Here is a 21,797-nt window from a genome sequence, read left to right on the forward strand (position 1 = left end):
TGATAATAGGCTGATTTTTAAAGATGGAGTTTTTGAACTTATAAAAATTCTATTATTTTAGTTTCATGTTTTAAGTTATAAACGCATGAAACTTAATCCTTTACTCCAAAAGCTATTCTTTTTCTTGATAGCGATAGTATTGATTGCAAAAGTCATGAATTGGTTTCTGGATTTCAACTCAGAGATCAATACAATCATTAATATAGCTATGTTTTCCCTGATCGGTATGGCTTACATTTATACTGGATTGTTCTGGGACAAAAAGCTAATTCAAACCATTTTTATTCTTTGTGGTATTTTCCTGATTGGGATGAATTTCCTCAAAGAAACTACATGGATATCCATTATGGCCATCATCTGCCTTTTGATACCCATGGTCATTGGCAGAATTAGTTCAAAAGACAAAAAAGAACTGGCAGAGCAGTAACTTACAAGAAATAGTTCCTTTCTATTCGCTTTCCTGAACTATTTTCTGAAAAAAATATTCGAGCCGCTCTCCTAATACTCCGAGACGTATTGGTTTGGTCAGGTAATCATCCATCCCTGCCTCGATAGCGGAAATATGGTCCTCATCAAACACATTCGCAGAAAGTCCAATGATGGCAGGCTGTTTAATAAGTGCTAGTTTTCGGATAGCTTGAGTAGCCTCAAGACCGTTCATCACTGGCATTTGAACATCCATTAGGACCATATCATATCCATTTTTCTCTACCATTTGGACCGCTTCCAATCCATTTTTAGCAATTTCGTATGAGAAGCCTAGCTGATTCAACATCATTCCCATTAGTTGAATATTAAGCTCATTATCTTCAGCCAATAAGACTTTTATCGGATATTTCCCCGTAGAATTTTTAATATCTTTCCAGCTCGTTTTGCTCTTTGGGTCGGTAGCCTCAGGTGAGGACACTCTTTTAACCAAAACCGAAAACTGGAAAGTGGAACCTTCACCAAGCTGGCTTTCCACCTCAAAACTTCCACCCAGAAGCTCTGTAAGCTTTTTGGCTATTGCCAATCCCAAGCCTGTACCTTGGTGAGACCGCGTTTTAGAACTATCAATTTGATAAAACGGCTCACTCAAATGCTGTAAGTGGTCTGAGGAAATCCCAATGCCGGAATCCTTTACAGTGCAGCTCAAAAAGCCCTGTGCCTCACCCAGTGGGTCGTATTCAAGCCGAATATCTACTTCTCCTCCTTCTGGAGTAAATTTGATGGCATTTCCTGCTAAATTGAGAAAAATCTGATTGATCTTAACCTTATCCGCCTCTATAAACAAGTCTTCCTCATCAGCTCGCTGAAAAGTAAATTTTATCTCTTTTTTTGATGCTAGTCCTGAAAGGATTTTTGCTTGATTCTCCAGTTCCGCATTGGCATCGTAGACCTCTTTGATAATTTCGATTTTTCCAGCTTCAATTTTGGAATAGTCAAGAATGTCCTTGATTATCCCCAACAGCATATTCCCACTATTTTTGATAATATCAGCATATTGTTTTTGTACCTTATCAAGCTTGGTCTGTTCTAGCAGGTCTATGATACCCAAAAGACCATTCATTGGGGTACGAATCTCATGACTCATATTTGCCAAGAACTCCGATTTGGCACGACTTGCCTTATCAGCCGCTTCCATAGCTTCCATGAGTCCTTTTTCCCAAATTTTCTGTCCAGTGATATTTTTGGAAATTGATATCATCTGCTGCTGATCCAATGAAAAAAAACGGGTTTCAAAATGCTTGATACCGGACTTTGTTGGGATTTTCTGTTCTAAGGAGTGGATTTTCCGAGATTGAAGTGCATTTAAGAAGGTTTGCAATACTCCTTCTCCATCTGGACCATCAAACAAATCCTTAAGATTTTTACCTTTCACATCCTCCGGCGGCATCATTTCAGCTGCTTCTGAAGGAATATGGAAATCTAAAATCTTACCTGAATTATCATAAATAAAAATGATATCCGGAATACTTCGAATCAGGTTTCTCAGGCGGTTTTCACTTTCTCTGAGTTGCTCTTGAGACTCATATTGAAGTGAAATATCAGTACCAAGCCCCATACCGCCTTTAAAGTTGCCTTCTCCGTCAAAAATCAATTTTTCGAAGACTCTTACTCGAATCTCCTGACCATCTGGACGAACAAAATCATACTCAAGATCCAATACATCCTGTTTTTGGGCAATTCGATCCATGACTTGCTTTTTGACCACCTTGGCTTCCATATGACTGGAATTAGTAGCAAAAGCTGCTACAAATTCATCCGGACTATGCCCTAATACCTGCTCGACTTCAGGGCTGACTCGAGTGATTTCCCCTCGATGATCATGGAAGAATACAAAACCTCGCAACTCCTGTAAGAGCAGATTTTGCTGATCAAACAGTTGCTTAATCTCTTGGATATTGCTCTCTTGGATACGCTGAAACTCGAAACTATTTTTAAGAGAAATCACAAAAAAACTTACCGCAAAAATCAACAATATCATAAAGCCGAAAAACGACAGAAAATAGGTGCGGTAAATACCTGAATAAAGACTTTCTACAGGAACCACAAAGACCACAGCCCCTACCCGATTTGCTACATGAAACCGAAAAGGGTATTGCGCAGCCACCCCGGTAAAGTCATCTTCTCCTACACTGCTATTAATGGTATAAATACCTTTAACACCCTCAGTTAAGTCTTTTTGAATAATACTCAATTCACTTTCAGGCAAGCTAATTTCAGATTTATTCAAGGGGAACAGTTGGTCTTCAAAAAATAAATACTTAGCACCGGTTGGATTGAGATAATAATTTTCCGCAAATTCCTTCGCAAAATCAAGAAATTTCAAATTGTAAAGTACCCGAAAGCCTTTTTTCCCAAGGACAAGATTGGCATAAGGCTTAGAAGAAGACTCCGGAAATCCTTGGTCAACCGCCTTTCTGAAGAAGTCATTCCGCTCATTGAAGGTAAATGTCAAAACCGAGTCCTGCATATCTACCCATGCTGAGTCAATCAACTGAGGAAAAGCATTGAAAAGCCTTCTTACTGCATAGGTAAACTCCTCATCATAGTCATCGATTTCATGATTAGGATCCTCGAGATAATTGATCAAGTCCTTTGATTCTTCCTCAAATCGACGGATTTCTAATTCCAGACCCCTCGCAGCCAATTCGGATTGCTTGGTTAAAAAGTCTCTTCTTGATTCGATTTGCGCATTATAAATCGCGTTGAAAAAACCAATTCCCAGAACCATAATTAGGATCACTAAAAGGGTTCCGACCACAAAGCTCACCCAAAAGTTTCTAAAATAAGATCTAGGTTTAGGTGCCTTCATTGTACCCGTGGATTTATCTTGACCATGTACCAATCTATGACCTCAAATGGAAAGCAAACCGCATCTTCAAGGTACGCTTCCTCTTCAAAAAGAAAATGATCATTTCCTTCCAAGATAAAGCTCTTAGCCATTTTTCTCACTTCCCTACTCTTACTATTAAATAGGTTGAAGTCAGAAATTCTGAAGGAATCAGATTGGATGGTTTCCCTGTAGACATGATTTTTCAAAGGAGGCATACTCAAAGACTCTATGGCAGAGGAAGAGCCCGCCACGATATCTCCATTCTTATTCAGAATCAGGAAACTCCCTTCAAAGTCATCGATAAAGCTTTGGATAATTTCATCTACAGTGATGTCTATTCCAAGCACTCCAAACAACTGATCACCATCATAAACGGGATGAATCAAAGATAATATCCAACCCTTACCTGCAGGGTCTACATAGGGTTCAGGAATCCATACGGGCCCTTTGGAGGGATTATGCTCAAGATCAGCTTCATAGAAAAAGTTGAATTTTTTCACATCAATATTAGGATCCATGATGTTTTTGGCATCATAGGCAGGGTAGACTCGAGAATATTGATTGCTGGTGTTTAAGTATACTTGAGCGATGATACCATACTTCCTGACCAAATGGTAAAAGGCCGAGTCCAGGAAATTAGTAAACTTAATTTCATCAATTGCGGCCTCGTAATCTTCGGTGGTGCTTAAGATGACTACCGTACTTTTTGTAGAGTCTTCGAGTGTAGGCAGGGAGGAGAAATTACCAACCATGCGATATGGGTCAGGCAGCTCCTGGGCAAGAATTTCCTCTTTTTGATCTACCAGCGAGTCCAAAAAATCGGCTAAAGAAGAGATTTCCCTTGTCAAAGAATCACCCTGAAACTCTAGGGTTTTAATCATTTCCGCTAAAAGAACTTGATCTTGAATCTTCCTCTCTTCCAAGGATTTGCTGCACTTGGAAAATAGACCAAGCAGCACTAGCACTATTAGAGACCTAAATATTTTCCCACTCATTGGGGAAATTTAAAGATTTTCGAGCTGCTTCCGTAAATTTTTCCCCATTTCTTCGAAACGTAGTTTGACTGCTTCAAAAAATTCCCCTTCACAAAAAGAGTTCAAGTCCTCCTCATCAAGGACATCCATTTCACTTACTTTAAAAGTTTGCTCCATGGGACCCAACTCAAATTTGATCAGATACTTATTATTCCATGAAAAAATACTAACGCGAATTTCTTCCTTAGAAAACTCCTTTACGATTCTCATGCTGGTCTTTTTACTTCTGAACTGTAAGTAATTCGACTTTTCAATGAAGAAGCCACAGAGCAATATTTGTCTACAGACAAGGCCACCACTTTGGCAAACTCCTCAACCTTGGCATCAGGAGATACTATGACAAAATGTAGATTAATATCGGTGTAAAACGCCGGGACACCATCATTTCGCTCACCATTCACTTCGACATAGAAATCTGCAATATTTCTACGCTTCTTCTTCATCATCAAGACAGCATCCACTGAAGCACATCCGCCCAAAGCAGAAAGCAGCATATCCATGGGGGATTGAGCCTTCTTTGCAGGAGCATCATACATGTCGATTTGCACGGTATTGCCCTGTTGATTCGTTGCTTCATATTCATAATCCGCTTTCATCCGGACTGTGACTTGTCTATGATGTGCCATATGCTTGATTTGGAAATTTAATTTTTGGATAAAGTACTAAGTGTGCAAAGATTACATATTTCTCCGATACTGCCCCCCTACTTGATAGAGTGATTGGGTGATTTGACCCAAAGAGCAATATTTCACTGCCTCCATCAGTCTTTCGAACACATTTTCATTTGCAACTGCAGCTTTTTTTAGAGCATTCAAATGCTTTTCCGCTTCCACTTCATTTCGCTGATGAAGATTATTTAATGTAGCAATTTGACTTTCCTTTTCCTCTTTAGTAGCCCGGATTACTTCTCCGGGTACAATGGTAGGCGAACCCTCAGAAGAAAGGAAGGTATTCACCCCAATGATAGGATATTCGCCTGTATGCTTTAGCATTTCATAATGCATACTTTCTTCCTGAATTTTTCCACGCTGATACATGGTTTCCATCGCTCCCAAGACACCTCCGCGCTCAGTGATTCGGTCAAATTCCAAATAAACAGCCTCTTCTACCAAGTCGGTCAATTCCTCGATGATAAAGGAACCCTGAAGTGGGTTTTCATTTTTTGCCAGTCCCAATTCCTTATTGATAATCAATTGGATGGCCATGGCACGGCGTACGGAAGCCTCTGTAGGCGTAGTAATCGCTTCATCATAAGCATTCGTATGAAGCGAGTTGCAGTTATCATAAATGGCATACAGTGCTTGCAGCGTGGTCCGAATATCATTGAAATCAATCTCCTGAGCGTGAAGCGAACGACCTGATGTCTGAATATGGTATTTAAGCATTTGAGAACGCTCATTAGCCCCATATTTCAACTTCATCGCCTTTGCCCAAATTCTCCGAGCTACCCGGCCGATTACCGCGTACTCTGGATCAATTCCGTTGGAAAAGAAAAATGAAAGGTTTGGAGCGAAATCATTGACATTCATACCTCTGGAAACATAATATTCCACATAGGTAAAACCATTTGAAAGCGTAAGCGCCAATTGTGTGATTGGATTGGCTCCGGCTTCTGCTATGTGATAGCCAGAAATACTGACTGAATAGAAGTTTCGGATCTTATGATCGATGAAATATTGCTGCACATCCCCCATCAATCGAAGTGAAAACTCAGTGGAGAAAATACAGGTATTTTGAGCCTGATCCTCTTTTAAGATGTCAGCTTGAACTGTTCCTCGGACCTTAGAAATAGTATCAGCTTTGATTTTAGCATACACTTCAGCAGGAAGAACTTGGTCGCCCGTTACTCCCAAAAGCATCAAGCCTAAGCCATCATTTCCTGCCGGAACTGAAGCATTATATTTCGGCCGAAGCAAACCTTTTTCTTCGTAAATCAGATTGATTTTGGCTTCTACCTCTTCTTCCAGACCGTTTGCTTTAATATAGACTTCGCACTGCTGATCAATAGCCGCATTCATGAAAAACGCTGTCATCGTAGCAGCAGGTCCATTGATGGTCATGGATACGGAAGTCATGGGATCTACTAGATTGAAGCCCGAATACAATTTCTTGGCATCATCCAGGCAACAAACATTAACTCCTGAGTTACCGATCTTTCCGTAGATATCAGGTCGATAATCTGGATCCTCGCCATATAAAGTTACCGAATCGAAAGCCGTAGAAAGACGCTTAGCCGGCATGTCCTTGGAGACATAATGAAAACGCTTGTTGGTACGCTCGGGACCACCCTCACCGGCAAACATTCGGGTAGGATCCTCTCCCTCTCGCTTGAAAGGGAAAACTCCAGCGGTGTACGGAAACTTCCCTGGAACATTCTCCCGAAGTCCCCACTTGAGCAACTCACCCCAAGCTTCATATTTTGGAAGGGAAACTTTTGGAATCCGGGACTCTGACAAAGAGGTATGATACGTCTTAATTTTTATCTCTTTATCTCGCACTTTGAAGACATAGTAGTCATCTCGGTAGCGCTCTGCCTCAGCCGGCCACTCTTCAAGCCATTTTTTATTTTTTGGGTCAAGTTCTAACTCAACTTGCTCATAAACCTCCTGCAATTCTTTCAAGAGCCTATCCCTGTCATCCACCTTGGTTTCCCGAATGGCTTCCATTGATTTCTGAATGGAATAAAGCTTTTGGGCTACCTCCTTCTGCTCTTCCACCCAAGAATCATAATTACGGTTGTTTTCCGTGATTTCACTTAGATAGCGCGTTCTGGCAGGTGGAATGATATAAATTTTCTCGCTTTGACCTGCTGTCAATTCAAAACTACTTTCTAAGCCTCCAAATTTCTCATTGATCCGTCCCACGATCGCCCGATATAGCTGATTCATTCCGGGATCATTGAATTGAGAGGCAATAGTGCCAAATACAGGGATTTCTTCTTCGGGAGTTTCCCAAAGGTTATGATTTCGCTTGTATTGTTTTTTGACATCGCGAATCGCATCGAGTGCGCCTCGTTTGTCAAACTTATTCAAGGCAATCACATCAGCGAAATCCAACATATCGATCTTCTCCAGCTGAGATGCAGCACCATATTCTGGTGTCATTACATACAAAGAAAGATCAGAGTGTTCAATGATTTCTGTATCCGACTGGCCGATTCCGGAGGTCTCCAAAATCACTAGATCAAATCCAGCTGCTTTCACTGTATCGACAGCATCTTGGACATACTTTGAAAGTGCCAAATTGGACTGTCGGGTAGCCAAAGACCTCATGAAAACTCGTGGGTGATTGATGGAATTCATTCTAATCCGGTCACCTAGTAGCGCTCCACCAGTTTTCCGTTTGGATGGGTCTACAGAAATGATAGCCAGTGTTTTATCCTCAAAATCAATTAAAAACCTTCGAACCAACTCATCCACCAATGAGGATTTCCCAGCTCCACCGGTACCGGTAATTCCCAAAACAGGAGTCTTACTCAATTCGCTAGCCTTCCGAATCCGCTCAAGTAGTTTAGATGCATTTTCCGGGAAATTTTCAAAAGCTGATATAGCTCTTGCCACATGAGATTTTTCAGAGGCTTTCAAATCAAATCCTTCCGAAATCTCATCTCCAATCGGAAAATCGCATTTCTTGACCAGGTCATTGATCATCCCCTGAAGCCCCATGGCACGACCATCATCAGGAGAATAGATTCTACAAATCCCATACTCATGCAGTTCCTTGATTTCCTCAGGAAGGATGGTTCCTCCTCCCCCTCCAAAAAGCTTGATATGCCCAGCTCCTTTTTCCTGAAGGAGATCATACATGTATTTAAAAAACTCCGTGTGCCCACCTTGATAAGAGGTAATGGCTATAGCTTGAACATCCTCTTGTATGGCACATTCTACGATCTCTTGAACGGAACGATTATGCCCTAAATGGATTACCTCGCAACCTGTAGACTGAATGATGCGACGCATAATATTGATCGCAGCATCATGCCCATCAAAAAGTGAGGCAGCCGTTACAATTCGGATATGATTCTTTGGTTTGTAGATTTCGGTAGTTGCTGACATGAATTTGGGTTTATAGTATCAAAACTCCCTAAACCTGGAAAAAGGTTGGATTAGAAAGCCTTTTTTACGTCTGCGAATATAAGGAATTTGATGGAGCTTCTACAGCATGATTATTTGACTTACAAAATAAAATTCTGAATTCTAAAGATGTTTTCAGAAATACAGTGAATAAATACTAATTGATTTAATTTTTCTTAATAAAATTTTAAATCAAATAATATTTCCTTCTTTTAGAGCTATCCAAATTTCCTTTTGATAAGATCGAATTACAACATATTTTTTCGATGTATTTTGAAATAAGAGGCTTCTCATTAGTTTCGTGGATTCCATTTGCAAAAATCACCATGAATTCCAACCGATACGTCTTTTTCATTTCCATCACTGCGGCTTTGGGTGGATTCTTATTTGGTTTTGATACGGCTGTCATTTCAGGAGGTGAACGGGCCATTCAGGAGATTTGGCAACTCAGCGATTGGGTTCACGGCCTAGCTATCGCTTCCGCCCTTTATGGAACGGTAATCGGAGCGCTTTTCGGAGGAATTCCTGCAGATCGCTTTGGCCGCAAAAAATCCCTGCTTTGGATCGGCCTATTCTACTTTATTTCTGCCTTTGGTTCGGCTATGGCTTGGAACGTGGAAAGCTTCACACTTTTCCGGTTCTTGGGTGGATTGGGTGTCGGAGCCTCATCGGTTGTGGCCCCCATGTATATTTCTGAGATAGCTCCTGCCAAAAACCGAGGATTATTGGTCGCACTCTATCAGTTTAATATTGTATTCGGTATAGTAGTGGCTTATTTATCTAACTTTTTGATCGGAACAGCCGAACTCCCCGAGGATTGGCGCTGGATGTTGGGAGTAGAAGCTATTCCAGCATTGATTTACAGTGTTATGATTTTCCGAATCCCGGAAAGCCCACGCTGGTTGATCGCCAAGCGAAATGCCCAGGAAGAGGCAAGGGCTATTTTACAACGTACCGACCCCGAAGGAGTAGAAGCTGCCATCCGTCAGGCTATCGAAGAGGAAAGACAAGAAAAATCAACTTCTGGTTTTGCTACACTCTTCAATAAAAAATATCTCGCCAGTACCTTTTTAGCCGTTTTAATAGCCTTCTTCAATCAAGTCTCAGGGATCAATGCCATCATTTACTTTGCCCCGAGAATATTTGAAATGGCTGGAATATCCACCGAATCAGCTTTGATTTCGACCATTGGAATTGGAGTAGTCAATCTACTCGGCACCTTTTTAGGGCTCTACTTAATCGATCGATTAGGTAGAAAAATTTTAATGTACATCGGTTCCTTTGGTTATCTGATTTCGTTGAGCCTTATGGCATACAATTTCCTCGGTCCCGGAATTCCCACCATTTGGTTGCCCATCTTTGTTTTCGGATTTATTCTATCGCATGCAATTGGTCAAGGATCGGTGATTTGGGTCTTTATTTCTGAAATGTTTCCGAATGAACTTCGAGCCTATGGACAATCTTTGGGTTCTTTCACGCATTGGATTTTAGCGGCTTTGATTGCCAATGTATTTCCCTTCTTCGCCAATGCCTACGGTCCGGGCTATATTTTTAGCTTTTTTGCTTTCATGATGTTTTTGCAGCTACTTTGGGTGAGATTTAAAATGCCAGAAACCAAGGGTCGTTCCTTGGAAGAGATTCAAAAAGATTTACATAAAGACTATGTCGCATAAAGTCCTTGTTTTTGGGGAAATGCTCTGGGATTGTCTTCCAGAGGGGGATGTGCCCGGAGGCGCATCTATGAATGTAGCCCTGCACTTGCATCATTTGGGATTTGATAGTCACTTGATTTCGGCTGTAGGTGATGACATCTTGGGCGAAAAGCTTCTGAACCATTTCCGAAGCTTTGGTGCAGCGGACGACTTGATCCAAATAAATGAATATCCTACTTCAAGAGTCATAGTGGACAATAAGGATATAGAAAACGTCAAATATGACATCCTCTCCCCTGCAGCTTGGGATTTTGTGAAGAATTCAGACACGCTGAAAGACTCCGTCAAATCATCCGATGCACTCATATTCGGAACCTTGGGAGTGAGACATTCCAAAAGCCTTCAAACTCTCCTCGAATTGCTACCACATGCCAAACTGAGGATCTTCGATGCAAACCTGAGACCCCCTTACTACGATTTTGAGGTAATAGAAAAGCTTTTGGGAATGACGGAAGTACTCAAGATCAACGAAGATGAACTGGTTGCTTTTGAGGATTATTTTGATATCAAGCCCAATCCTGAAAGCATTTGCCAGTTTATGAGCCATCACTTTCCTGTCAAAACCATCTGCATCACCTTAGGGTCAAAAGGAGCCATGGTTTTTCATCAGGGAGAGATGTTTCAAGATGCTGGCTTTCGAGTGAAAGTAAAGGATACCATCGGGGCAGGAGATGCTTTTCTAAGCGGATTTGTGAAAAGCTATTTGGAGAAGAAACCCATGCCGGAAACTTTGGAATTTGCCTGCAAGCTCGGTGCATTTGTAGCTTCTCAACAAGGTGGCTCTCCCAATTACAAATTGTCGGATTTGGAAAAAATCAGTCGCTAAGATCTAAGGAATTTACCGCTTATCCATTTTTGCAACTTTGTTTCATTTTTTCTGGTTATTAGATGAAATGTAAACTATTTTTGCAGAGTGAAATTGCAAGGCGCGAGATTAATTTTAGTTTTATTATTGATTATCAGCGGGTTTGAAGCACTGTCTCAAGACTGCAAGCTGGTAATAAGGGGGAAGGTTATTCATTTAGAAAATAACCAAACCATACCCGGTGCCTATATTTGGATTGAGGAGGTCAAGGCAGGCGCCGTCACTGACGACTCTGGAAATTTCATTTTTAGAAATCTTTGCCCAGGCGATTACACTATCAAAATCCAGTTTTTAGGACATAAGGATATTATTGAGGAGGTCACACTTTCCAACTCTTCTTTCAATAAAACCTTTCGAATGGAAGAGCTTCCCACTGAATTGGGTGGAGTGGAAGTTCATGGTCACCGCGATGCAATTCAGACAACCACTGCAGTAAATGCCCTTTACGGATCTGAATTACTGGAAGCCCGAGGGGAAAATCTAGGAGAAAGTCTTAAGAGAATTGCCGGAGTTACCACTTTTTCGACTGGAAACACCATTGCAAAACCTGTGATTCATGGATTACACTCCAATCGAATTATGATTCTAAATAATGGAATCAGACTGGAAGGGCAGCAGTGGGGAGCAGAGCATGCTCCTGAAATTGATCCATTTTTGGCGGAAGAAATTACAGTGATCAAAGGTGCTGAAACAGTGCGGTTTGGTCCTGAAGCAATGGGTGGAGTAATCATGGTCAACCCGGGTGATCTTCCTACAGAAAAAAAGAATAAAACGGACTTATACCTTGTTGGTGGGACCAATGGCCGAATGGGGAATTTATCCCTTAGCCATACTGGCGGATCTGAAAAAGTCAAAGGTCTCGGATATCGAGTTCAAGGTTCAGTCAAAAGAGCTGGAAATGTACGGTCTCCGGAATATTTTCAGGGGAATACCGGTATGAGTGAAATAAATTTTTCCGGTGCCACAGGCTATTCCAATTCCAAACTAGGTGCAGAGCTTTATTATTCTTATTTCAATACTGAATTGGGAATTTTAAGAGATGCACATACTGGTAACCTATCAGACCTAGAAGAAATCATCGCCAACGGCAGACCTTTTACCAATCCTGATTTCACCTATGAAATCAACAACCCAAAGCAGGTAGTCCAGCATCACCTAGCTAAACTCAAAACACACTATCATCTAAACAGCAAATGGAAAGCGAATCTTCAGTATGGTTTTCAGCTGAACCAACGTCAGGAGTATGACAGGAGAAGAGGTGATTTGAATGAAAGGGCAAGTTTGGACTTAGAGCTTTTCACCAATACGCTCGACCTATTTGTGGACCATACCCATGAAAATGCCTTGAGCGGTACTTGGGGAATCAATATTATCCAACAGGCCAATTCCAATGTTCCTGGTACAGGAGTCACACCATTGATTCCTAATTATGACATGCTCAATGCTGGTATATATTTGATAGAGAAGTATTCCAAAGGTCCTTTGGAACTGGAAGGTGGGCTGCGATATGACTATCGAACGATCAGCACGGCAAGATTTATTGGCAGTGAGTTGGAAGAAGCTGATTTACAGTACAATAACTTCACAGCCTTTTTTGGAACCTATTATCAAATCAGCCCCAATTTGGCTTTTCGATCAAATCTTGGATCAGCTTGGAGGCCACCAAATGTGAATGAGCTCTTTTCACAGGGACTTCACCATGGGGCTGCGGCCGTAGAAATTGGAGATGCTGATTTGGATTCGGAGAAAAGTTTGAAATGGGTAAACTCGCTTGAGTTTGAAGGTAAAAAATCCACTGGAGAATTGACTGTCTATGCCAATCAGATCCGAGATTATATCTACCTCAATCCAACTGGAGAGACGTTTGTAAGTCTTCGCGGGACCTTTAATGTCTACGAATACCTTCAAGCCAATGCCTTTTTCTGGGGCGTAGATTTTTCTGGAAGCTATGAATTGACAGAAAGTCTTCAGGCCTATGCCAAAGGCTCCATAATCCGGGCTAGAAATACAGAAACCGATGAATTTTTCCCATTCATTCCTTCTGACAGAATGGATTGGGGACTAAGCTATCAACTGGATAGAGGCGCCAAAACACATCACTTTAATCTATCCAATATGTTGGTTGCTAGGCAAAAACGAGAACCAGTCTTTGATTTGGCTCCAGCTCCTCCTGGCTATGCGCTTTTCAATGTGGGTTACCGGTATGAATTGCCTTTTCAAGGAAATCGATTAAACCTAGGTCTTCAAGTTCAAAATATTTTCAACACAGAATTCAAAGAATACATGAACCGATTCCGCTACTTCACAGCGGATATGGGAAGGAATTTATTAATCAAAATCAACTATCAATTCTAAACAAAAAACAAACCATGAAAAATCTACAAAAACTACCTCTCTATCTACTATTTGTGGGGCTATTTGCTTTTGCTTCCTGCGACAGTGAAGATCCTGTGATTGAGAATGAAGGAGAAGTAATTACTGATGTGACGCTAGCGTTTACGGAGTTAGATGGTGCTGGCAATCCAGTTGGCTTGACTTTTACATTTACAGCAGCTGACCCGGAAGGAATCGAAGTTGGAGGTGCGCCTGTTATTGAAACTGTTGAACTGGAAGCAGGAAAGACTTACCGTATGGAAATTGAGGTCTTTAACAGTATCGAAAATGAAGACATCACTGAGGAAATTCTTGAAGAAGCTGATGAGCACCAATTCTACTTCATTGGTTCAGCCTTCGTAGGCGGAGCTGCTCCTCTAAGCTATGTGTATGATGATGAGTCAGGAGAATTGATCGGTGTCCGTGGTATTGTTACTGTGGATGCTACTCCTTCTTTCAACAATGCTCAGATGCGAGTTGTATTGCGTCACGATTTGGATAAGAACTTCCCTGGTGCTGATAGCCCTAACTTTGAGAACTTTGTACAGGCTGGTGGCGAGTCCGATTTGGACATCATCTACCCATTGATTCTTAACTAATTAAGACAAAAAGTCCATAAAAAGAGGCTGTTTCGATGAAACAGCCTCTTTTGTTTATAAAAATCACTACAAGTTGATCTCTTATTTTGAAATCAAAATTCAATCAAATAACTCTTCTAGCTTTCTCTCCAAACTAGGACCTCTCAAGTCTTTGGCGATAATTTTCCCTTCCGGATCTACCATGTAAGTAGCTGGAATTGCCTGAATCTGGTACAGTTCAGCAGCAGCAGAATTGAAGTATTTGAGGTCAGAAACTTGAGTCCAAGCGAGTTCGTCATCGGCAATGGCTTTTACCCAGGCATCGCGTTCACGATCAAGAGATACGCCAAAAACCTCAAAGCCCTTATCATTATATTTATTGTATAGCCTGACCACATTAGGATTTTCTTCACGGCAAGGCTTGCACCATGCAGCCCAAAAGTCAATCAAAACGTATTTACCTCTTAAATCAGAAAGTTTTTTGATTTCTCCATCTGGATTCGGAAGTGCGATATCAGGAGCTTCAGCACCAATCGCCAAAGCGCGAAGTTCTTCAAGTTGCTGCTTCAACTGGATAATCGTTACCGTATTCGGATATTTTTGATCCAATCGCTGGATGAGTTCGTCTAGGAAGGGAAAATCATTTTTAGGATTGAGAAGACCAATGGCTGCAAGTGCCGCAAAACTATCTCCCATACTGGTAATGGTTTCCTTAACCCGCTCCGCTTGATTAGCCTCAAGCTCAAGAGCCTTCATTTGAATATCCTTGATTTGCTCGGTATTCTTATTGCTCATGGCTTCGTAATAAGCCTCATTAAGCGCATTGACATCACTTTGATATTGATTCATCAATGTTTCCAATTTGAGCATTTCTTGAGAATCCTTCGATCCCAAAATCTCAATTGCCTCTGGCTGATTGAAATCATAATTGACTTCTACATCTTCATCTAGCAAAGCCAAGCGCACAGATCGCTGCCCGTAGAGATTTAAGTCGTAGAAAGTCGGAGATTCTACCTCCAGTTCATAGGAAAACTCTCCATCAGCATTCAATTCAAGCGTGTCCAATACCTTGGGACGGCTATCCGTAAATTGGGATAAAACCACCTGCCCACTTGGAGCATTAATGATTTTACCGCTGATTTCTACTTTTCCGTCGTTTTGCGACTCTGATTCTCCACAGGAGAAAAGCGCAAACACACTTAGAATCCAGAGTCCTGTCATCATCTTTTTATTCATATCAATTTTCTAATAATTCCTTTAACAACTTGGTGGCAACTTTTGGGTCAGCCTTACCATTCGATTTTTGCATTACCTTACCCATAAACATGCCAATCAGACCTTTTCGACCTGATTTATATTCTTTCACTTTTGCCTGATTTTCATTCAAAACCTCCTGAATAACAGGAATTAAGGAAGATTCATCACTTTCCTGAATCAGATTCAGCCGCTGTGCAATCTGAAGAGCTCCTTCTCTGGGAGTTTTTAGCATTTCTGGATAAATTTTTTGGGAAGCCGCCGAAAAGCTCACTTTCCCATCATCCACTAAACCAATTAAATCAGCCAAGGTCTGAGTGGAAATCGGAAATTCCGAAATATGCCAAGCCGACTCATTCAAGGTCGACTTGATGGGTCCCATTAGCCAGTTGGATGCCGCCTTATAATTGGATGTTTTTTGGCAAAGCTTTTCAAACCAAAGCGCCATCTCCTTCAAATCAGTAAGAACTCCTGCGTCATAATCAGGAAGACCGTATTGATCCACAAACTTTTTCCTTAGCTCCCGCGGCAAAGCAGGCATGTCGCTTTGAATGGAGCGGAGCCATTCTTCAGAAATCACTACCGGGCTCAAGTCAGGCTCCGGAAAATACCGATAGTCGTTCAACTCCTCCTTTGTACGCATACTGGCAGTCGTGCCCGTACTGGCATCAAATGTCCGCGTCTCAGAAATGACTTCCTCTCCTCTCTCCAAAATCCCGATAATTCGCTCATGCTCATGCTCAATAGCTCGAACCACATTACGGAAAGAATTCATATTCTTTACCTCAACCTTTTTGCCAAGGGTATTCGAACCCTTCAACATCACAGAAATATTGGCATCACAGCGAAGTGAACCTTCTTCCATATTTCCATCACAGATATCGAGGTATCTGACCAGTTTTTTGATTTCATTGAGAAAAACATAAGCTTCCTCAGCTGTATGAATAGCCGGCTCAGTCACTATTTCGATCAAAGGAGTCCCTGCACGATTAAAATCTACCAAGGTATCCTCCTCCTCAGCCAAATGCATTGACTTTCCTGCATCTTCTTCTAGGTGGATTCGATTCAGTGGGACAGTTCTTTCAGTACCATCCGAAAGGATGACGGGTACTTCACCTCCCACACAGATAGGCCCTCTGTCTTGGGTGATTTGGTAGCCTTTTGGCAGGTCTGGATAAAAATAATTTTTCCGAGAGAAAATGTTGGTTCGGGTAATCTCACAATCACAAGCCAAACCCATTTTCACAGCGTACTCAATGGCTTTCTTGTTGACCTTTGGCAAAGTGCCAGGATGCCCTAAAGTAATGACTGAAATCTGCGTATTGGGAAGATTTCCGTAGGCAGTAGAATCAGCAGCAAACATCTTACTTTTCGTCAAAAGCTGTGCATGTACTTCCAGTCCGACTACGAGTTGATATTTACTTTTTATTTCTTCCTTCATCTTTTAGATAGCTATTTATCCGAGAAAAAGCTCTCGTGCCTTACTGACCACTTGTGGCAGACCTCCCAGATTCTTACCACCTGCTGTCGCAAAGAATGGCTGACCACCACCGCCACCTTGAATTTCTTTGGCAAGGTCACGGACGATTTGTCCTGCATTGTATCCTTTCTCAGCAATCAAAGTCTCGTCAATGATTACAGCGATTTGCGGCTTGCCATCTATATCAGCAGCTAGTACAATCAAGGACTTCTCCACTTCATTTTTGAGCTCATAAGCCAGCTTTTTTAGGGCATCTGCATTTGGAAGGCTCACCTGAGCAACCAGAACTTTGTGATCATCTTTTTCTTCGAATTGAGAGATCAGCTGTCCTTTCACTTGAGCTGCCTTTTCTAGATGCAATACGTCCAATTCCTTTTTCAGTTCGTTTCGCTCCGAAAGCAAGGCCTCAATAGCTTTTTTCACATCCTTTGGATTCTTAAGAATATCCTGAACTTCCTTGAGCAAGTCTTCCTGCTGACGGAAGTAATTCTCAGCCTCCACAGAGGTGATTGCCTCGATGCGTCGGACACCTGAAGCAACAGACCCTTCAGAAGCAATCTTGAAAAAGCCAATTTGACCGGTAAAAGGAACATGCGTACCTCCACAAAGCTCTACTGAAAAATCAGGATCGAAAGTGATTACACGCACAAAGTCACCATATTTTTCTCCAAAAAGTGCAGTAGCGCCCATGTTTTTGGCTTCAGCTATGGGAACATTTCTTCTTTCAAGAAGTGGAATATTTTCCCGGATCTTTTTATTGACCAATTTTTCAACTTGCTCGATTTCCTCCTCAGTCATCTTGGAGAAATGAGAAAAGTCAAATCGAAGCAGTCTTTCATTGACCAAAGAACCACGCTGCTGCACATGATCGCCTAGGACTTCTCGAAGTGCGGAATGCATTAAGTGCGTAGCTGTGTGGTTATTCATGGTCAAGCTGCGCTTTTGGCGATCTACACTTGCCGTGAATAAAGCAGAGGGATCCTGTGGCAGCTTTTCTACAAAATGAACAATGAGGTCGTTTTCTTTTTTGGTATCTACTACGCGGATTTTCTCAGAATCAGAAAGCAACCAGCCGGAATCTCCGACCTGTCCACCGCTTTCGGCATAGAAAGGAGTACGATCCAAAACCAATTGGTATTTTTCACCTTTCTTCTCCTTAACGGTTCGGTATTTGATAATTTTTGATTCAGATTCCAACTGATCGTAGCCCAAAAACTCTACAGAGCTCTCTTCCTCCACCTGTACCCAGTCTCCTGTTTCGGATTCTGAGGCCGCTCTGGAACGAGTTTTTTGCTTTTCCATTTCAGCCTGAAAACCCTTTTCATCAAGTGAAAAGCCGCTTTCCCGAGCAATCAATGAAGTCAAATCCAAAGGAAACCCGTAGGTATCATACAATTCGAAAGCCACTTTGCCTGACAAAACCTTTTCGCCCTTTTCTTTCATCTCTGACTTGATGCTACCCAGCATTTTCAGTCCGTTGTCAAGCGTGCGAAGGAAGGAAGTCTCTTCTTCTTGAATCACCTTGGCAATAAAATCCTGTTGCTCTCTGATTTCCGGGAAAATCTCTCCAAACTGTGATGCCATCAAAGGGCACAATTCATAAAGGAAAGGTGATTGAAAGTCTAGGAAGGTATATCCGTAGCGAACTGCCCGACGAAGAATGCGTCGAATCACATAACCGGCTTTATTATTTGATGGCAGCTGACCATCTGCAATAGTGAAAGAAATTGCTCGGATATGATCGGCAATTACCCGAAAAGCAATATCTGTCTGCTCGTCCTGACCATATTTTTTACCGGATTTTCCCTCCAAAAAGGAAATAAAAGGCGTAAAAATATCCGTATCGTAATTAGAAGATTTTTGTTGAATGGCTCTAACCAAACGCTCAAAGCCCATTCCGGTATCGACGTGCTTGGCTGGAAGCTCCTTCAGACTTCCATCTGCAAGTCTGTTGAATTGCATAAATACCAGATTCCAAATCTCAATCACTTGAGGGTGATCTTGATTGACCAATGATCTTCCCGGAACATTTGCAATCTCATCATCTGTCCGCAAATCAATGTGAATTTCCGAGCAAGGGCCGCATGGTCCGGTATCTCCCATTTCCCAGAAGTTATCCTTCTTAGAACCCATGATGATTCTATCTTCAGGAACGATTTTCTTCCAAAAGTCAAAAGCCTCTTGGTCCATCCCCAGCTTGTCCGAGCTATCTCCTTCAAAGACTGATACGTAAAGCCGATCTTTTGGCAGCTGATATACTTCTGTAAGTAATTCCCAAGCCCATTCGATCGCTTCTTTTTTGAAATAATCTCCAAAAGACCAGTTTCCGAGCATTTCGAACATAGTGTGGTGATAAGTATCCACGCCAACTTCTTCCAAATCATTATGCTTTCCGCTTACGCGAAGACATTTTTGGGAATTGGCTACTCGGGAAAATTTCGGGGTCTCATTTCCAAGAAAGGCATCCTTAAATTGATTCATCCCGGCATTGGTAAACATCAGGGTCGGATCGTTTTTGACCACGATGGGTGATGAAGGGACAAATTGATGTGCTTTGGATTGAAAAAACTCAATGAAGGTAGTTCTGATTTGCTTTGCTTCCATGAAGGTGTGAATGCAGTAATGCTTTTAATTTTGAATGTGCAAAATTAGCAGAAATGACGGCAAATTGATAGAATATTTCGATAATCGGAGCAGGTGTAATTGAAAAGAAAAAGCGCCTAGACTCTAGCTCTGCTCAATGGCATGGTCATACATCTTGGTCCCCCTAGGCCTCTCGAAAGTTCGGACGATGGAATCTCCAAAACTTCCACGCCCATATTTCGAAGCGCACGATTGGTATGAAGGTTCCGGTTGTAGGAAATTACCCTTCTCGGTCCTATAGCAAAGACATTTGCCCCATCAAACCACTGCTCTCGCAAGGAATAATCCGGGTTTCCATCAGCAGTTGCCAAAACCTCCAAATGGGGAATTTCCCGCTCCAGAACAGTCAATAATGATTCTTTCAAGACCTCGCGTTTGATATGCACTTTATCTCCTTGAATTTCTTTGAGGGTGTAACAGGAGGTTTTCAGCACGGCATTCATAGCATCTGGATAGGTTAAAACCAGATTTTCGTCCAAAATGGTAAAAACCGTATCCAAGTGCATGTAATTTCTTTTTTCGGGAAGATGCACTTCATAAACTCGCTGCACCGTCCCCTCTCCTAGCAAGGCTTTAGCTGCTTGATAAATAGCTTTTTCATCCGTTCGCTCTGAATTTCCTATTGCCACCGCCTCATGAGAGAGAATAATGACATCTCCGCCTTCTATGCTTGGTGGATTTGCCTGACCATTATTTGGATACAATGGATTTACGTGATCCTTAAATTCAGGATGATTTTCGAAGATTGTTCGAAGCAGATCGGCTTCCCGCTGCCTACCTTCCATTTTCATCGATGAAAAAATAATTCCTCCGGGAGTCAATGCCATAGGATCGCGCTGAAAATAAAGATTAGGACAAGGAGCAATCAAAAATGCATACTCCATCAGTTCACCCGCATCAAGTTTAGGCATCTTTCTTCGGAGTTCATGTACCTTCAGACCCGCTGTGAGAATACCGGCACATTCTGCCGTGGAATAACGCTCCAAAATATCCTCTGCCAAGTGAGTATGCGTGGATCTCTTCAAGGATTCCTGCAAAAGTTTGAACAGGATTTCCTTATCGTACAAAACTCGAATCAGCAACTCACGCAACTGATACACATGCGCCCCGGTAGATTCTTTGATCAAATTGGAAAAGGCGTCGTGCTCCTTTTGCAAAGCTTCCAAATACGGCACATCCTCAAAGAGTAAAAACTCCTTATTGTAAGGCGTAAGACGATCGATTTCTTTACCAGGCCTATGCATCAATACCGCCCGAAGCGTACCATATTCAGAATTGATTCGAAGATTCATGTTGAGCTTTTTTCAATAAAAACAGTATATTTTTAATAATTTCTAAGATAACGAGCTTCATCAATTAAAAAAACATAATCTTCAAGGATGTTTTCATCTAAGAAGCTAAAACTTCAAATTCCTAGACTGATACTTAGAACCTTTTATTCTTTGGAAAGAATCAGGGTCATTTGAAAGCATTTCGAGATTATATTCTCTTTGAAGGACAATTTTCCTACTGAATTCTTTAAAGGAAAATCCACCTGAAACGTGATTTATTAAACTTATTGAAAACACAAATCTTTTTACTTTTCGATTCGTTAACAAGCCCTATGCAATTCACTAAATCTCAAGCTTCGTCCAAGCTTCTATTCACTTTCATTTTGCTTCTTTTTCATCAAGTTTCTCAAGCCCAAATCAATGAGCTTTTAGGAAAATTGGGATCAAAGCCCAGTGAGGAACAGATCCAATCAGGTATTAAAGAGGCTTTGGAAAAGGCTACTGATTTGACTGTAGAGCGACTTTCTCTGGAAAATGGCTTCCTCCAAAATCCTGATATTAAAATTCTTTTTCCCCCTGAGGCTAGGAAAGTGGAAAGTACGCTCCGCAAAATCGGACTCGGAAATGTGGCAGATGATGTCATCACAAGCCTTAATCGTGCTGCAGAAGATGCTGCCAAAGAAGCAAAGCCTATTTTCACCGATGCAATCAAGAACATGACCCTTAAAGATGTTAAACAAATTCTTTTGGGTGAGCAAAATGCAGCCACCAACTATTTCCAAAAAACAACTTCTGATTCCCTTGCAGTTAAGTTTTCTCCAAAAATAGACCAAAGTTTATCGAAAACTGATGCTACAAAAATCTGGGAATCCGCTATGGAAAATTACAATAAGTTACCTTTTGTAAAACCGGTGCAAACCGATCTGACAAAATATGTGACGGACAAAGCTATTGAAGGCCTTTTTGTAGAAATAGCCAAAGAAGAAGTGGAAATCCGAGAAAAAATCGGGGCTAGGACAAGTCCCCTACTCCAAACTGTATTTGGCTTTGCAGAGCAGGAAAAAGCAAAAGACCCCAAAAAGTAATTTTGAGGTCTTTCGCATTTTATAATAAGATCCTGTTGAATCTACTCTGATCAATGATTTAGAATTCAGGAAACTTCGTTCTTTCAGCTTCCGACTTCCTTCTAAATACA

General features: G+C 41.5%; 15 protein-coding genes. 6 read left to right on the forward strand and 9 right to left on the reverse strand.

Features of this window, described 5'->3' with window-relative positions:
- The first annotated feature begins 85 nt into the window (after positions 1-85).
- Positions 86-427 carry a hypothetical protein gene (locus OU792_RS06380; RefSeq protein ID WP_274669775.1) on the forward strand — a complete coding sequence of 114 codons (342 nt, stop codon included), beginning with the start codon at positions 86-88 and terminating at the stop codon, positions 425-427.
- Between the two features lie 21 nt (positions 428-448).
- On the opposite strand, the gene OU792_RS06385 is transcribed toward OU792_RS06380, so the two are convergent.
- The 5 genes from OU792_RS06385 to OU792_RS06405 all read right to left on the reverse strand — a co-directional run bounded on the left by OU792_RS06385 (position 449) and on the right by OU792_RS06405 (position 8,408).
- The gene (locus tag OU792_RS06385) at positions 449-3,298 is read right to left on the reverse strand and encodes a PAS domain-containing hybrid sensor histidine kinase/response regulator (RefSeq protein WP_274669776.1); all 2,850 of its coding nucleotides are present in this window, start codon (positions 3,296-3,298) and stop codon (positions 449-451) included.
- Positions 3,295-4,200, reverse strand: coding sequence for a cache domain-containing protein (locus tag OU792_RS06390; RefSeq protein WP_134201643.1), 906 nt, complete (start codon positions 4,198-4,200; stop codon positions 3,295-3,297). Before OU792_RS06390 ends, OU792_RS06385 begins: the two co-directional genes overlap by 4 nt.
- A gap of 123 nt (positions 4,201-4,323) precedes the next feature.
- Positions 4,324-4,563 (reverse strand): hypothetical protein, encoded by a 240-nt coding sequence (locus tag OU792_RS06395; RefSeq protein ID WP_134201642.1) that lies wholly within the window; start codon positions 4,561-4,563, stop codon positions 4,324-4,326.
- On the reverse strand, positions 4,560-4,979 hold the full coding sequence (locus OU792_RS06400) for an OsmC family protein (protein WP_024282718.1): 420 nt from the start codon (positions 4,977-4,979) through the stop codon (positions 4,560-4,562). Before OU792_RS06400 ends, OU792_RS06395 begins: the two co-directional genes overlap by 4 nt.
- Positions 4,980-5,030: 51 nt before the next feature.
- The gene (locus tag OU792_RS06405; RefSeq protein WP_274669777.1) at positions 5,031-8,408 is read right to left on the reverse strand and encodes a methylmalonyl-CoA mutase family protein; all 3,378 of its coding nucleotides are present in this window, start codon (positions 8,406-8,408) and stop codon (positions 5,031-5,033) included.
- Between the two features lie 344 nt (positions 8,409-8,752).
- Between OU792_RS06405 and OU792_RS06410 the strand changes: the two genes are divergently transcribed.
- The 4 genes from OU792_RS06410 to OU792_RS06425 all read left to right on the forward strand — a co-directional run bounded on the left by OU792_RS06410 (position 8,753) and on the right by OU792_RS06425 (position 13,975).
- Complete coding sequence (locus OU792_RS06410; protein ID WP_134201640.1) at positions 8,753-10,099, forward strand: sugar porter family MFS transporter; 1,347 nt, start codon at positions 8,753-8,755, stop codon at positions 10,097-10,099.
- A complete protein-coding gene (locus OU792_RS06415) occupies positions 10,089-10,964 on the forward strand; it encodes a carbohydrate kinase family protein (RefSeq protein WP_274669778.1) in 876 nt (291 codons plus the stop codon). The genes OU792_RS06410 and OU792_RS06415 overlap by 11 nt, the downstream gene beginning before the upstream one ends.
- A gap of 87 nt (positions 10,965-11,051) precedes the next feature.
- On the forward strand, positions 11,052-13,358 hold the full coding sequence (locus tag OU792_RS06420; protein WP_274669779.1) for a TonB-dependent receptor: 2,307 nt from the start codon (positions 11,052-11,054) through the stop codon (positions 13,356-13,358).
- 14 nt (positions 13,359-13,372) lie between these two features.
- The gene (locus OU792_RS06425; protein WP_134201638.1) at positions 13,373-13,975 is read left to right on the forward strand and encodes a hypothetical protein; all 603 of its coding nucleotides are present in this window, start codon (positions 13,373-13,375) and stop codon (positions 13,973-13,975) included.
- Between the two features lie 99 nt (positions 13,976-14,074).
- Here OU792_RS06425 and OU792_RS06430 read toward each other — a convergent pair whose 3' ends face one another.
- The 4 genes from OU792_RS06430 to OU792_RS06445 form a co-directional block, all read right to left on the reverse strand.
- Complete coding sequence (locus OU792_RS06430) at positions 14,075-15,190, reverse strand: TlpA disulfide reductase family protein (protein ID WP_246628762.1); 1,116 nt, start codon at positions 15,188-15,190, stop codon at positions 14,075-14,077.
- Between the two features lies 1 nt (position 15,191).
- Positions 15,192-16,649, reverse strand: coding sequence for an Asp-tRNA(Asn)/Glu-tRNA(Gln) amidotransferase subunit GatB (gatB, locus tag OU792_RS06435; RefSeq protein ID WP_274669780.1), 1,458 nt, complete (start codon positions 16,647-16,649; stop codon positions 15,192-15,194).
- A gap of 15 nt (positions 16,650-16,664) precedes the next feature.
- Positions 16,665-19,292 carry an alanine--tRNA ligase gene (gene alaS, locus OU792_RS06440; RefSeq protein WP_134201636.1) on the reverse strand — a complete coding sequence of 876 codons (2,628 nt, stop codon included), beginning with the start codon at positions 19,290-19,292 and terminating at the stop codon, positions 16,665-16,667.
- Between the two features lie 116 nt (positions 19,293-19,408).
- Complete coding sequence (locus OU792_RS06445) at positions 19,409-20,623, reverse strand: arginine deiminase (protein WP_100626749.1); 1,215 nt, start codon at positions 20,621-20,623, stop codon at positions 19,409-19,411.
- A 311-nt stretch (positions 20,624-20,934) separates the two neighbouring features.
- Here OU792_RS06445 and OU792_RS06450 point away from each other — a divergent pair, with 311 nt between their 5' ends.
- The gene (locus OU792_RS06450; protein WP_134201635.1) at positions 20,935-21,687 is read left to right on the forward strand and encodes a DUF4197 domain-containing protein; all 753 of its coding nucleotides are present in this window, start codon (positions 20,935-20,937) and stop codon (positions 21,685-21,687) included.
- Positions 21,688-21,797 lie beyond the last annotated feature (110 nt).

This window comes from Algoriphagus sp. NF (assembly GCF_028823735.1).
Classification (GTDB): Bacteria; Bacteroidota; Bacteroidia; order Cytophagales; family Cyclobacteriaceae; genus Algoriphagus; species Algoriphagus marincola.

Bases quoted from the DNA above. Each gene is read 5' to 3' on its own strand.
- OU792_RS06380 (WP_274669775.1), top strand. From the start codon at position 86: ATGAAACTTAATCCTTTACTCCAAAAGCTATTCTTTTTCTTGATAGCG.
- OU792_RS06385 (WP_274669776.1), bottom strand. From the start codon at position 3,298: ATGAAGGCACCTAAACCTAGATCTTATTTTAGAAACTTTTGGGTGAGC.
- OU792_RS06390 (WP_134201643.1), bottom strand. From the start codon at position 4,200: ATGATTAAAACCCTAGAGTTTCAGGGTGATTCTTTGACAAGGGAAATC.
- OU792_RS06395 (WP_134201642.1), bottom strand. From the start codon at position 4,563: ATGAGAATCGTAAAGGAGTTTTCTAAGGAAGAAATTCGCGTTAGTATT.
- OU792_RS06400 (WP_024282718.1), bottom strand. From the start codon at position 4,979: ATGGCACATCATAGACAAGTCACAGTCCGGATGAAAGCGGATTATGAA.
- OU792_RS06405 (WP_274669777.1), bottom strand. From the start codon at position 8,408: ATGTCAGCAACTACCGAAATCTACAAACCAAAGAATCATATCCGAATT.
- OU792_RS06410 (WP_134201640.1), top strand. From the start codon at position 8,753: ATGAATTCCAACCGATACGTCTTTTTCATTTCCATCACTGCGGCTTTG.
- OU792_RS06415 (WP_274669778.1), top strand. From the start codon at position 10,089: ATGTCGCATAAAGTCCTTGTTTTTGGGGAAATGCTCTGGGATTGTCTT.
- OU792_RS06425 (WP_134201638.1), top strand. From the start codon at position 13,373: ATGAAAAATCTACAAAAACTACCTCTCTATCTACTATTTGTGGGGCTA.
- OU792_RS06430 (WP_246628762.1), bottom strand. From the start codon at position 15,190: ATGAATAAAAAGATGATGACAGGACTCTGGATTCTAAGTGTGTTTGCG.
- gatB (WP_274669780.1), bottom strand. From the start codon at position 16,649: ATGAAGGAAGAAATAAAAAGTAAATATCAACTCGTAGTCGGACTGGAA.
- alaS (WP_134201636.1), bottom strand. From the start codon at position 19,292: ATGGAAGCAAAGCAAATCAGAACTACCTTCATTGAGTTTTTTCAATCC.
- OU792_RS06445 (WP_100626749.1), bottom strand. From the start codon at position 20,623: ATGAATCTTCGAATCAATTCTGAATATGGTACGCTTCGGGCGGTATTG.
- OU792_RS06450 (WP_134201635.1), top strand. From the start codon at position 20,935: ATGCAATTCACTAAATCTCAAGCTTCGTCCAAGCTTCTATTCACTTTC.